Source organism: Leifsonia sp. P73 (assembly GCF_051059105.1).
Classification (GTDB): Bacteria; Actinomycetota; Actinomycetes; order Actinomycetales; family Microbacteriaceae; genus Leifsonia.
In genome coordinates, this window is the sequence record NZ_CP194931.1 from 798,815 (window position 1) to 811,605 (window position 12,791).

A 12,791-nucleotide genomic window follows, 5' to 3' on the forward strand; every position below is an offset into this window, starting at 1 on the left:
CATTTGCGTCACCGGAGGGAAACGGCCTCCCCCTAGCGTGTAGCTTGGGCTGCACGCGCAGTCCGTCACCGCAAGCCATTGGGAGTCCTCCGCATGTTCCGTGATTCTTCCGAGGTGCTCAAGTACATCAAGGACACCGACGTCAAGTTCCTTGATATCCGCTTCACCGATCTGCCCGGTGTTCAGCAGCACTTCAACATCCCCGCAGCGACCGTCGACGAGGAGTTCTTCTCGGTCGGCCAGCTGTTCGACGGTTCCTCGATCCGCGGTTTCGCGTCGATCCACGAGTCGGACATGCAGCTGATCCCGGATGTCTCGACCGCATACATCGACCCGTTCCGTGCCGAGCGCACGCTGATCATGGTCTTCGATATCTACAACCCGCGCAACGGCGAGATCTACGCGAAGGACCCGCGTCAGGTCGCCAAGAAGGCGGAGAAGTACCTCGCCTCCACCGGCATCGCGGACACCGCGTTCTTCGCGCCGGAGGCCGAGTTCTACATCTTCGACGACGTCCGCTACGAGGTGAAGCAGAACTCCAGCTTCTACGCGGTGGACTCCGAGGAGGGCGCCTGGAACTCCGGCCGCGTCGAAGAGGGCGGCAACCTCGGAAACAAGACCCCGTACAAGGGCGGCTACTTCCCGGTCAGCCCGGTCGACAAGCAGGCCGACCTGCGCGACGACATCTCGCTGAAGCTGATCGACGCGGGCCTCATCCTGGAGCGCGCGCACCACGAGGTGGGCACCGGCGGCCAGGCGGAGATCAACTACCGCTTCGACACGATGGTCCACGCGGCGGACGACATCCTGAAGTTCAAGTACATCGTCAAGAACACGGCCGAGCAGTGGGGCAAGACCGCCACGTTCATGCCGAAGCCGCTCTTCGGCGACAACGGCTCGGGCATGCACACCCACCAGTCGCTGTGGAACGACGGCAAGCCGCTGTTCTACGACGAGGCCGGCTACGGCGGCCTGTCCGACATCGCCCGCTGGTACATCGGCGGCCTGCTCAAGCACGCCCCGGCTGTGCTCGCCTTCACGAACCCGACGGTGAACTCGTTCCACCGCCTGGTCCCCGGCTTCGAGGCCCCGGTCAACCTGGTCTACTCGGCCGGCAACCGCTCGGCGTCCATCCGCATCCCGATCACGGGCACCAACCCGAAGGCCAAGCGCATCGAGTTCCGCGCGCCGGACGCCTCGGGCAACCCGTACCTCGCGTTCGCCGCCCAGCTGATGGCGGGCCTCGACGGCATCAAGAACCGCATCGAGCCGCACGAGCCGGTCGACAAGGACCTCTACGAGCTCCCGCCGGAGGAGGCCCGCAACATCCCGCAGGTCCCGGCGTCCCTCGGCGAGGCGCTCGACGCGCTCGAGGCCGACCACGACTTCCTCACCGCAGGCGGCGTGTTCACTCCGGAGCTCATCGAGACCTGGATCGAGTACAAGCGCGAGAAGGAGATCAAGCCCCTCGCGCAGCGCCCGCACCCGTTCGAGTACGAGCTGTACTACGGGGTGTAGGCAGACGTTCCGGACGCGTTAGTCCGGAGGGAGTCCGCACGGGTTGCAGGACGGTCGCGAGAGCGGCCGGGACTGCGGCTCGTGCGGACTCTTTCGTTGTCGGCGCTGCTAAGTTCTAGCCATGACGCCGGGCGACCTCCACGGGACGGTGAACACGGACGGACCGCAGCAGGCACGATCGCGCTCCTGGCTGAACGGATCGGCGGCGGTCGTTATCTGACCGTGCAGGGGCGGACGATCGACGGAGGGCTGTTCGCGACGGGACGTCAGCTCAGCGAGAAGGCGTCGAGCGTCACCTGGAAGCCGTGCCCGGTCGCCGTCTCGGTGCACGCCATTCCGGCGGCCGTCGCCACGCACTCGACGCCGTCGAACCGGACGCCGTTCCCGGGCATCAGCGCGGTCGCTCCGCCCGTCTCGCTCGCGAACACCTGCCCGCTGTTGCACAGGGTCGTGGCAGCCTCGCCGCCGTTCGCCGCGAATCCGCTGGGGCACCCGCCGGTCTCACCCGCGTACTTCGTCGGCGGGTAGGTGAAGCGGTTGGCCCCGTACTTGAGGCGGCAGCCGTAGTACAGCCCCGTGCCCAGGTCGCCCTTCGACTCGCTGTACCTGTCCACGTTGTCGTAGATGCCGCACATCATCGTGCCGTCCTGCGAGACCCACGAGGGGCCATGCGGGGCATCCGGGTTCGTGGCGCTCGGGAGGATGATCAGCGCGTCCGGGTCCTGCCAGGTCACTGCGGGCGTCGGCGTGGAGGTGGGCGTAGGCGTCGGCACATCCTGTCGAGGGCTCGGTGCCGCCGAATTCGGCACCGAGACGGCGACCGTCGAACATCCGGCGAGCGCGACAAGCACGACGAAGGCGGCTGCTGCGGCCGCGACGAATACCCTGTGCCTCATGGCCTGATCCTAGGTCTGCGCGAAGCCGTCAGCAGAAGCCGCCGCGCCGCTGTCATTTCGCCGCATGCTTCGATCGCTTGGCGAGCACACCCCGGACGATATCGGGGAGCGTCCGCCGCACCTCGGCGGCAGGGCGTGGTGCCGCTGCCACCGGGACGAACGCGGTCGTGCCGCAGCGGCCGCACACTGCGACCTCCGAGTGCACGGAGAGACCGGTTCGAAAGTAGGGGTTCGGGGAGACGCGGGTGGGCCCTCCGCACTCCTGGCACTCCGGGCCACGGGTGACTGCCACAGCTTCCCCTTCGTCGGTCTGTTGTTCACCTCGGGCAAGACTGAGAGGGCCCGGCGCACGCGAATCGCCGCGTCCGGGCCCGGTAACGCTTCGGCCTACCCGAAAGGCCGCGCGTCGGGAACCGCATCGATCTCCGATAATCAATTGCGGTCGCACACGTAATTTTTCATGGACTCGCGGGGATGCCAAGACCCCAGAGCGGGGGCGGCCCACTCCCCACCCCGACGTGCGTCCGCCCCGCCTCCCCGCTACGGTTGTCGCGGGAGTCCGCATCCACAGCAGGACGCCGAGGAGGATCGCATGGCGGAGAGGGACCTGACCGAGGTGCTCGAGGAGGTCGGCCGGTCGCTCACCGGGGCCGCGTGGATGCGGTTGCGCAGCGACGACCGCGCCGAATGGTTCGGGCACTTCGTCAGCGGCATCGCGCTCGCGGTCGGGCTCCGGCCGATCGAGCATCTGGACTCCGGGGTGCGCGTCGACGACGCCGGCGTGTTCTCGGCGAAGGTCGTGGTGTTCACCGACAAGACCATCGTGTTCGCCGACGCCACCGGGCGCAGCGCCGATCCCTACGACGTCGCCACGGTCGTGGCCGCCCGGCCGCGCGCCGGGCTCTCCCAGCTCACGATCTCGGATGCGAACTCCGCGTTCCAGCGCGACCTGTTCGACCCGTGGCCGGGCGACTTCACGGTCACCGCGGAGTGGTCGTACGGCGCGAAGGTGACCTTCCCGTTGAGCCCGATCGAGACGGACGACCACCGGGCGCGGTTCAGCGCGCTCTACGCCGCGCTGATCGACGCGCTGGGCGAATAGACCCCTACTTCACGCAGGGCACTCCCCCGGACGGCAGTGGCGCGGTCGGGTCGGTGTAGGTCCCGTTCGGGCCGGGCGGCGTCGACGCGGTCGGCGACGGGGCGGGCGCGGGGGCCGTCGTCGTCGCGGGCGGCCCGGAGGGGGTCGTCGCACCCGGGGTCGCGGTCGGCGTCGCCGTGGGCGTCGCAGGGTTCAGGAGCTGCTGCACCACCGCGTGGATCTGGCCCGGGTCGACGAGGTTGACGTCCTTGCCGTCCTTCACCCCGTAGCCGGTGATCGGAAGCGTCGTGAAGGTGATGTTGCCGCCCGCCAGGTGCTGCGCCTCGGACGCGAAACTGAGGAGGTCGAAGCCCGAGTCGAGGGCGATGTTCTGCTTGGCGGCGGCGATCAGGGACTCCAGGGTCGCCGGGTTCGCGAAGGTGTCGGCCTTCTTCAGCTTCGTCGCCAGCGAGACGATGAACGCCTGCTGCCGGCGCTCGCGATCGAGGTCGGTGAAGTTCAGCGCCGGGTTGTTCTCGTCGCGGCGCTGCCGGACGAAGCTCACCGCCTGGGACGCCGAGAGCTGCTGGACGCCGGCCTTGAAGTCGGCGCCGGAGTACGGGTCCTGCGTGTCCTGCGCGATGCACACGGTGATCGGCTGGACCGCCTGGGCCACCTGGTAGAAGGCGGCCATCGTGACCTCGATGAAGTGGTCGATCCGCACGCCGCCGAGGAAGTCCGACACGGTCTGGAGCTCGGTCTGGCGGGCGAAGGTACGCGCCTGCTGGTAGGCGTCGGCCTGCGCCACCCCGGCCTTGGTCAGCTCGGTGAGCTTCTGGTCGAGGGCGAGGCCGTACGCCTCCTTGATCTTGGAGGCGGACACGCCGTCCGGGCTCCCGGACAGCGGCGCGTAGTCGTCGCGCGGGATCGAGATGCCCACAGCCTTCTTGCCGCCGGCCGGGATGTGGATGAGCATCAGCACGTTGGCGTTGTAGCCGCCGTCGCCCTGGTTGCCGGCGTGCAGGGCGTTGTAGACGTCGGTCGGGAGGGCGTTCCCGTTCTCGTCCAGGCGGCTGTCGAGACCCATGACGAGGATGTTGCTCTCGGCGACGTTCTTCTTCTTGCCGGCGCCGGGGAGGGTGATGTTCGAGCGGTGCAGGCCGTTCGAGAGGTCCACGTAGGAGTAGGCGGCGAACGCACCGACGGCGACCGCGACCGCGGCGACCGCGCCGGCCACCGAGAGCAGGATCCGCTTGGTCACGGAGGTGCGGGGGCGCTGGGCGTGGGCGACGTTCCGGCGGACAGGCTCGGCGGCGCCGCGGTCGCCGGCCGGGAAGGCCGGGTCGGGCAGGCGAGGCGAGGTCATGGTCGGGTCTCCTTGCGGGATTCGGGGCCGCTCGGACTCGCAATGAAGGCGCTTCGGGGGCACCACTGGTCGGGTTCGCGGGTCGAGCGTGCTGCGGGCCTCCCGATCGTCCCACCGAAAACGGCCGTAGTCAGGGGACGCCCGATGAACTCCCAGAAACCGCGGGCAAGCGGGCAGATGAAGAGTGTCGCAGCCTCCGGCTGTTCCCTGACCGGCGGCGCAGCACTAGATTCGGTGACGCCCGGGCCAACCCCGGCCCGCGCGCCGACGGAAGGATCCGAACATGGCCCGCTACCTCCTCCTCTACCGCGCCGACCCCGAGGCGATGGCCTCGATGCCGGAACCCACCCCCGAGCAGGCCGAGCAGATGAACGCCGCCTGGAACGCCTGGGCCCAGCAGGTCGGCGCCGGCCTGATCGACTTCGGCGCGCCGACGGCCGCCGTCTCCGAGGGCGCCGACCGCAGCGTCGGCGGCTACACCCTCATCGAGGCCGACAGCGCGGACGCCGTCGAGGGCCTCCTCACCGGCCACCCGCACCGCGCGATGGGAGGCACCATCGACGTGTACGAGTTGACGCCCGTTCCTGGGATGTGAGGTGTCCGTCCGGGTCCGCGTGCCGCGTGAGGTGCGTGGGCCCGGGAGGTGCGGGCGTCAGCCGGCCAGCGGCGCGATGTCCTCGAACTCGGCCCGGTGGGTGGCGAGGGCGACCTCGATGTCGTGGCGGGCCTGCAGGTTCAGCCAGAACTCGGCAGTGGTCCCGAACGCGCGCGCGAACCGGAGCGCGGTGTCGGGGGTGATGGCCCGTTTTCCGTTCACGATGTCGCCGATGCGCTGCGCCGGGACGTGGACGGCCTTCGCGAGCGCATACTTCGTGAGCCCGAGCGGGGCCATGAACTCCTCGGAGAGGATCTCCCCCGGAGTGATCGGGTCGGTCATGGTCTCCATAGTAATGCACCGCGTTATTACTGCAAGGCGTTGCTAACGCACAGCGTTGCTCTTTCACCCCGTCGGCGTCGGCCGCTGCGGGAGGCCGTAGAACGCGCGCTCGAACACTGCCCGGGCGCGGCGGGTGACCGCGAGGTAGTCCTCCTCCAGGCGGCTCGCCGAGCCCGGCGGGTACTCCAGGAGGCGGGCGACGCCCTCCAGAGCCACCCGGTCGGCCGGGAGGACGTCGGCGGTCTTGTTGGTCCAGAGCGTCATCGCCGAGCGGGCGCGGGAGGCCAGCAGCCAGGCGTCGCGGAGCTTGGCCGCGTCGTCGTCCGCGACCAGGTCGTTGTCGACGGCGACCGCCAGCGCGTCCAGGGTCGACGTCGTGCGCAGCGCCGGGATCGCGGCGGCGTGCTGGAGCTGGATGAGCTGGACGAACCACTCGACGTCGCTCAGCGAGCCGCGGCCGAGTTTGAGATGGCGGGCGGGGTCGGCGCCCTGCGGGAGGCGCTCGTTCTCCACTCTGGCCTTGATGCGCTTGACCTCGCGGACCTCCTGCTCGCCGATCGCCGCCGGGTAGCGGACCTCGTCGGCCACCGTGTCGAAGTCGGCGAGCAGCGCCGCATCCCCGGCCACGCCGCGGGCGCGCAGCAGCGCCTGGGCCTCCCAGGTCAGCGACCAGCGCTTGTAGTAGGCGCGGTAGGCCTCCAGCGAGCGGACCGGCGGGCCGTTCTTGCCCTCGGGGCGCAGGCCGATGTCGAGGTCGAGTGGGAGGCGGTTGTCCTCCGTCAGCCGGTTGAGGTCCGCGACGATCGCCAGCGCGGCCTTGTGCGCGGCGTCCTGCTCGGCGGCGAGCGGGCGGAAGACGTACATCACGTCCAGGTCGGACCCGAAGCCGAGCTCGCGGCCGCCGAAGCGACCCATGCCGATGATCGCGAACTCCAGCTCGGCCGCGTCGCCGCGCTCGGCGCGGATCGCGGCCAGCACGCCCTCGATCACGTTCTCGTTGACGGCGGTCAGCCCGCGGGCGAGTTCCTCGATCGTGGCGAAGCCGAGGATCGCCGAGAACGCCAGGCGCAGCACCTCGCGGCGGCGGACGGCACGCAGCGACGCGGCCGCAGTCGCCGCGGACTGGTGACGGCCGAGGATCGCGGCGGTCTCCTCGTGCAGCACCTCGGCCGTGCGCGGGCGCAGCTCCTCCTCCGACTCCAGCCAGGCGACGGACTCCGGGATGCGGCCGAGCAGCTCGCCGGCGTAGCGCGAGCCGGACAGCACCCGGGTGAGCCGCTCTGCCGCGCCGGTGGAGTCGCGCAGCATCTTCAGGTACCAGTGCGTGGTCCCCAGGTCTTCGCTGAGCCGGCGGAAGGTCAGGAGGCCGTAGTCGGGGTCCGCTCCGGCGGCGAACCACTGCAGCAGCACCGGCAGCAGGTGGCGCTGGATGGTCGCCCGCCGCGAGACGCCGGCGGTGAGCGCGGCGATGTGGGCGAGCGCGCCGCGCGGGTCGCGGAAGCCGATCGCGGCGAGCCGGGCCTCGGCCTGCTCGCTGGTGAGCCCGGCTCCCCGGTCAGCCCGGTGTCGTCGGTGGGCATGGCGGCGACCGCGCTGAGCAGCGGGCGGTAGAACAGGCGCTCGTGGAGGCCTCGCACGCGGTGCTTGATCGCGTTCCAGCGCACCAGGAGCTGCTCGGCGCTCGGCGCCAGCCCGGTCGCGCGGGCCAGGATGCGCACGTCCCCCTCGTCGCGCGGCATCAGGTGGGTGCGGCTGAGGTGGCGCAGCTGGAGGCGGTGCTCCATCAGGCGCAGCGTGCGGTAGTCCTGCGAGAAGGCGGCGGCCTCGTCGCGGCCGATGTAGCCCTGCGCGGCCAGCGCGGCGAGGGCGGACAGGGTGTCCCGCTGGCGCACTCGCTCGTCGGTCTGGCCGTGCACGAGCTGGAGGAGCTGCACGGTGAACTCGACGTCGCGCAGGCCGCCCGGCCCGAGCTTGAGCTGGTAGTGAGTCTCGTCGTCGGGGATGTTGTCGGTGACGCGCTCGCGCATCCGCTGCACCGACTCCACGAAGTTCTCGCGCGACGCGCTGCTCCACACCTTCGGTGCGAGCGCCGCGACGTAGCGCTCCCCCAGCTCCAGGTCGCCCGCGAGGGGCCGCGCCTTCAGCAGCGCCTGGAACTCCCAGCCCTTCGCCCAGCGGTCGTAGTAGGCGATGTGCGACTCCAGGGTGCGCACGAGCGCGCCGTCCTTGCCCTCCGGCCGCAGGTTGGGGTCGACCTCCCAGAGGCCGGGCTCGATGGCCGGCTCGTGGATGCCGCGCTGCGTCAGCATCGCCAGCCGCGTCGCGATGTCCACGGCGCGGCCGGAGCTGAGGCCGGCCTCCTCGTCGCCCTCGGTGACGTAGATGACGTCGACGTCGCTGACGTAGTTGAGCTCGCGCGCGCCGGCCTTGCCCATGCCGATGATCGCGAACCGGGTGGCGCGCACCTCCGCCTCCGGGAAACGGCCGGGGCCGGTGCCGATGGTCTGCCGGCGGGCGACCGCGAGGGAGGCCTCCAGCGCGGCGGCGGCGAGGTCGGACAGCGCGGCGGCGACGCCGTCGAACCCGGCGACCGGGTCCTCCTGCTCCAGGTCGAAGCTGGCGAGCTGCACGAGCCGGCGGCGGTAGCGCACGCGGAGGGCGGTGCGCGCGGCGTCGTCCTCCAGCGCGGCGACGCCGTCCACTGCCCCGACCGCGTCGAGCAGGTCGGCGCGCAGCTCGGCCGCGGTCGGCAGCGCGGTGACCGGGTAGTCGAGCGCGCTCAGCTCGGCCGGCTGGCGGAGGAAGAACTCGGCGGCGCCCTCGGACGCGCCGATCACGCGGAACACGCGGCGCGCGTCGTTCCGCGACGGCACATAGCGCGCGGTCTGCACCGGCGCGTGCCGCAGCAGCCGCAGGGCCAGCGCGAGCGCGGTGTCCGGATCGGCGGCGGCGGACAGCGCGGGCAGGAGGTCGTCCACGCCGAAGCCGGTCAGCTCGACCAGCTCGTCCAGCTCGCCGCGGACCGAGCTCAGCCCCACGAAACCGGCGCGAGCCAGCGTCGTGAGGAGAGCTGCTCGCGGGTCACGTTCGGGTCAGAGGATCTCGAGGTTCGACCGCAGCTCGAACGGCGTGACCTGCGCCCGGTACTCGGCCCACTCGCGCCGCTTGTTCAGCAGCACGTAGTTGAACACCGACTCGCCGAGGGTCTCGGCGACCAGCTCGGAGTCCTCCATCAGCGAGATGGCGTGGTCGAGGCTCGCCGGGAGCTGGTTGTAGCCGAGCGCGCGGCGCTCGGCGTCGGACAGCGCCCAGACGTTGTCCTCCGCCTCCGGCGGCAGCTCGTACTGGCCCTCGATGCCCTTGAGGCCGGCGGCCAGCATCAGCGAGAACGACAGGTACGGGTTCGCGGCGGAGTCGATGGCGCGGTACTCGACGCGCGAGCTCTGGCCCTTGTTGGGCTTGTAGAGCGGGACGCGCACGAGCGCGGAGCGGTTGTTGTGGCCCCAGCAGACGAAGCTCGGGGCCTCGTCGCCGCCCCAGAGCCGCTTGTAGGAGTTGACGAACTGGTTGGTGACGGCCGTGATCTCCGGCGCGTGCTTGAGCAGGCCGGCGATGAACTGCCGCCCGGTCTGCGAGAGCTGGTACTGCGCGCCGGCCTCGAAGAACGCGTTGGTGTCGCCCTCGAACAGCGACATGTGCGTGTGCATGCCCGAACCCGGGTGGCCGGAGAGCGGCTTCGGCATGAAGGTCGCGTACACGCCCTGCTCGATCGCCACCTCCTTGATGACCGTGCGGAACGTCATGATGTTGTCGGCCGTGGTCAGCGCGTCGGCGTAGCGGAGGTCGATCTCGTTTTGGCCGGGGCCGGCCTCGTGGTGGCTGAACTCCACCGAGATGCCGAGGTCCTCCAGCATCCGCACCGAACGGCGGCGGAAGTCGTGCGCCGTGCCGCCGGGGACGTTGTCGAAGTAGCCGGCCGAGTCGACGGGCTCCGGGCCCTCGTCGCCGAAGGTGGAGGACTTGAGCAGGTAGAACTCGATCTCCGGGTGCGTGTAGAAGGTGAAGCCGCGGTCGGCCGCCTTCTCCAGCGTGCGCTTGAGCACGTTGCGCGGGTCGGACACCGAGGGCTGGCCGTCGGGCGTCGTGATGTCGCAGAACATGCGGGCGGTCGGGTCGACCTCCCCGCGCCACGGCAGGATCTGGAACGTGGTGGGGTCGGGATGCGCCAGCAGGTCGGACTCGAACGCCCGGGTCAGACCCTCGATCGCGGAGCCGTCGAAGCCGAGGCCCTCGGAGAACGCGCCCTCGACCTCGGCCGGCGCGATCGCCACGGATTTGAGCGTGCCGACCACGTCGGTGAACCACAGCCTCACGAACTTGACGCCGCGCTCCTCGATGGTGCGAAGAACGAAGTCGCGCTGCTTGTCCATCCTGCCCCTTTCGTCGGCCACTCCAGACTAGTGGCTCCGCGGGCCGAAACCCGCCGGATGACCGCGGGTGCCGCGTCACTAGACTGAGGCGCATGAGCGAGCAGTCACCTGTGCCCTCCGTCCACCCCGCCACCCCGTCGATGGAGTCGCTGAAGCGGGTGCGGACCCGTCACTTCCAGTCGGCGAAGGAAGCGGGCGAGCCGTTCACCGGGCTGACCAGCTACGACATGCTCACCGCCCAGATCTTCGACGAGGCGGGGATCGACTTCCTGCTGGTCGGCGACTCGGCCGGCAACAACGTCCTGGGCTACGACACGACACTCCCCGTCACGGTGGACGACCTGATCCCGCTGACCCGCGCGGTCGCGAAGGCGGTCAAGCGCGCGTTCGTCGTCGCCGACATGCCGTTCGGCTCCTACGAGACCGGGCCGCAGGACGCGCTGCACACGGCCGTGCGCTTCATGAAGGAGACCGGGGCGCACGCGGTCAAGCTGGAGGGCGGCCAGCGCAGCGCCAAGCAGATCCGGCGCATCGTGGACGCCGGCATCCCGGTGATGGCGCACATCGGCTTCACCCCGCAGAGCGAGCACGGGCTCGGCGGCCACCTGGTGCAGGGCCGCGGCGAGGGCGCGGAGCAGATCCTCGCCGACGCGCACGCGGTCGAGGAGGCCGGGGCGTTCGCGGTCGTGATGGAGATGGTGCCGGCGGACGTGGCCCAGCGGGTCACGCAGGAGCTGCGCATCCCGACGATCGGCGTCGGCGCCGGCCCGCACGTGGACGGTCAGCTGCTGGTGTGGACGGACTGGGCGGGATTCACGACCGGTCGCATCCCGCGGTTCGTGAAGCAGTACGCGGACCTGAAGGGCGCGCTGTCGGAGGCCGCGCGCACGTACAAGTCGGAGGTGCAGGGCGGGGTGTTCCCCGGGCCGGAGCACTCCTTCTAGGCGGTCTCGCCGGACGTCGCTCGCCGGCGCTCGACCCGCCGCCGGTCGTCGGCGTGCGCGTCGCGCAGGGCCGCCAGCGCGCGGTCGAGCGTGGCCGGGCCGGGGTTCACGACGCACACCCAGCCGTAGTCGCCGTACAGCGGGTGCGGGAGGAAGACATCCTCGGCGTCGTAGCCCGTGGTGGCTCCACCCGTCAGCTCGGCCGCGGCGTGCGCTCCCACGTGGATGTTGAGCCGCCAGCGCCCTGGGTCGTCGAGCCGGGAGGCCACATCGTCCGGGTAGTCCTTGGTGACGATCGTCGCGTAGGGCTGCCGGTTGGTCGGCACCACGCCGTCCGGCGCGTAATAGAAGAAGTGGTCGCCCCAGGAGATCTCCGGGAACTCGCTGCCGGGCTGCGGCGCGAGCTCCAGCACTCCATCGAAGTCCCTGACTTCGGCGAGGATCCGCTCCATCGTCATGACGGCCGCGCTACCGACCCTCCTCGGCGTCCTCCTCGGCCCACTTGGCGCTGTTCTCGCGGAGCTTCTCGAGCGCGTGCTCGGCCTCCACGCGGGTGTCGAACGGGCCGACCCGGTTCGGGGCGGGCGAGAGGAAGCCCTGCTCGACCTCGCCGGTCTTCATGTTGTACCAGTACTTGTGCTCGGCATCCTGCTCGATGCCGTAGTCGTTCTCGCCGGTCATAAGCTTGATCCTATGCCCAAGGATTCCGCCGGTCACCTGGTTCCGGGACGCGTCACCGCCATGCGCTCCGTCCCGTCGCGCATCCCGCGTCCGGAGTACGTCGGCAAGCAGGGACCGACCCCGTCCGACCGCGGCGACGTGTACTCGCCGGCGGAGGTCGAGCTGATCCGGGAGTCCGGCCGGATCGCCGCGCGCGCCATCGAACGGGTCGGCGAGGCCGTGCGCCCCGGCATCACGACCGAGGAGCTGGACGCGATCGGCCACGAGTTCCTCATCGAGCACGACGCCTACCCCTCGACGCTCGGCTACCGCGGCTACCCCAAGTCGATCTGCAGCTCGGTGAACGAGGTCGTCTGCCACGGCATCCCGGACGACACCGTGCTCGCGGACGGCGACATCGTCAACATCGACATCACCGCGTACACGAACGGCTTCCACGGCGACAGCAACCAGACCTTCATCGTCGGCACCGCGTCGCAGGAGGTCACCCTCCTGGTCGAGCGGACCAGGGAGGCTCTGAACCGCGGCATCAAGGCGGTCGCCCCCGGCCGCCAGGTCAACGTGATCGGCCGCGCCATCGAGTCCTACGCCAAGCGCTTCGGCTACGGGGTGGTGCGCGACTTCACCGGGCACGGCGTCGGCGCGACCTTCCACTCCGGGCTGATCATCCCGCACTACGACGCCGCACCCGCGTTCGACGACGTGATGGAGGTCGGGATGGTGTTCACCATCGAGCCGATGCTGACGCTGGGCTCGCACGAGTGGGACCTGTGGGCCGACGACTGGACGGTGGTCACGCGCGACCGCAGCATCACGGCGCAGTTCGAGCACACGCTCGTGGTCACCGAGCGGGGCGCGGAGGTCCTGACGCTGCCCTGGCCGGGAGCCGTCATCCCGCCGCCGGGCCTGCTGCCGCCGCGCCTGGCCGCGGGGTAGAT

At 70.5% G+C, this 12,791-nt stretch carries 11 protein-coding genes and 1 pseudogene; 5 read left to right on the top strand and 7 right to left on the bottom strand.

Annotated features, from left to right (window positions below; genetic code table 11):
* The first annotated feature begins 93 nt into the window (after positions 1-93).
* Entirely contained in the window at positions 94-1,518 is a 1,425-nt protein-coding gene (glnA, locus tag ACQ86L_RS04095; RefSeq protein ID WP_345834753.1) for a type I glutamate--ammonia ligase, read from the top strand.
* Positions 1,519-1,784: 266 nt separating this feature from the next.
* On the opposite strand, the gene ACQ86L_RS04100 is transcribed toward glnA (ACQ86L_RS04095), so the two are convergent.
* Positions 1,785-2,414, bottom strand: a complete 630-nt coding sequence (locus tag ACQ86L_RS04100; protein WP_434317793.1) for a hypothetical protein — start codon at positions 2,412-2,414, stop codon at positions 1,785-1,787.
* A 592-nt stretch (positions 2,415-3,006) separates the two neighbouring features.
* On the opposite strand from ACQ86L_RS04100, the gene ACQ86L_RS04105 reads away from it, so the two are divergent.
* Positions 3,007-3,516, top strand: a complete 510-nt coding sequence (locus ACQ86L_RS04105; RefSeq protein ID WP_434317794.1) for a hypothetical protein — start codon at positions 3,007-3,009, stop codon at positions 3,514-3,516.
* A gap of 4 nt (positions 3,517-3,520) precedes the next feature.
* Here the strand turns inward: ACQ86L_RS04105 and ACQ86L_RS04110 are convergent, their stop codons facing one another.
* Entirely contained in the window at positions 3,521-4,861 is a 1,341-nt protein-coding gene (locus tag ACQ86L_RS04110; RefSeq protein WP_434317795.1) for an LCP family protein, read from the bottom strand.
* Between the two features lie 283 nt (positions 4,862-5,144).
* On the opposite strand from ACQ86L_RS04110, the gene ACQ86L_RS04115 reads away from it, so the two are divergent.
* Positions 5,145-5,456, top strand: coding sequence for a YciI family protein (locus tag ACQ86L_RS04115; RefSeq protein ID WP_345834749.1), 312 nt, complete (start codon positions 5,145-5,147; stop codon positions 5,454-5,456).
* A gap of 57 nt (positions 5,457-5,513) precedes the next feature.
* Here the strand turns inward: ACQ86L_RS04115 and ACQ86L_RS04120 are convergent, their stop codons facing one another.
* The 3 genes and pseudogenes from ACQ86L_RS04120 to glnA (ACQ86L_RS04130) form a co-directional block, all read right to left on the bottom strand.
* Positions 5,514-5,798, bottom strand: coding sequence for a HigA family addiction module antitoxin (locus ACQ86L_RS04120; RefSeq protein WP_434317796.1), 285 nt, complete (start codon positions 5,796-5,798; stop codon positions 5,514-5,516).
* 63 nt (positions 5,799-5,861) lie between these two features.
* Positions 5,862-8,883 (bottom strand): annotated as a pseudogene (locus ACQ86L_RS04125) (bifunctional [glutamine synthetase] adenylyltransferase/[glutamine synthetase]-adenylyl-L-tyrosine phosphorylase).
* A gap of 7 nt (positions 8,884-8,890) precedes the next feature.
* On the bottom strand, positions 8,891-10,228 hold the full coding sequence (glnA, locus tag ACQ86L_RS04130) for a type I glutamate--ammonia ligase (protein WP_434317797.1): 1,338 nt from the start codon (positions 10,226-10,228) through the stop codon (positions 8,891-8,893).
* Positions 10,229-10,320: 92 nt separating this feature from the next.
* Here glnA (ACQ86L_RS04130) and panB point away from each other — a divergent pair, with 92 nt between their 5' ends.
* Positions 10,321-11,172: a 3-methyl-2-oxobutanoate hydroxymethyltransferase gene (panB, locus tag ACQ86L_RS04135; protein ID WP_434317798.1), complete on the top strand. Its 852-nt coding sequence runs from the start codon at positions 10,321-10,323 to the stop codon at positions 11,170-11,172.
* On the opposite strand, the gene ACQ86L_RS04140 is transcribed toward panB, so the two are convergent.
* Complete coding sequence (locus ACQ86L_RS04140; RefSeq protein WP_434317799.1) at positions 11,169-11,630, bottom strand: DUF6194 family protein; 462 nt, start codon at positions 11,628-11,630, stop codon at positions 11,169-11,171. The two genes, panB and ACQ86L_RS04140, sit on opposite strands and share 4 nt — an antisense overlap.
* A gap of 10 nt (positions 11,631-11,640) precedes the next feature.
* A complete protein-coding gene (locus ACQ86L_RS04145) occupies positions 11,641-11,853 on the bottom strand; it encodes an SPOR domain-containing protein (protein WP_345834743.1) in 213 nt (70 codons plus the stop codon).
* A gap of 12 nt (positions 11,854-11,865) precedes the next feature.
* On the opposite strand from ACQ86L_RS04145, the gene map reads away from it, so the two are divergent.
* A complete protein-coding gene (gene map / locus ACQ86L_RS04150; RefSeq protein ID WP_434317800.1) occupies positions 11,866-12,789 on the top strand; it encodes a type I methionyl aminopeptidase in 924 nt (307 codons plus the stop codon).
* The last annotated feature ends 2 nt before the right edge of the window (positions 12,790-12,791 follow it).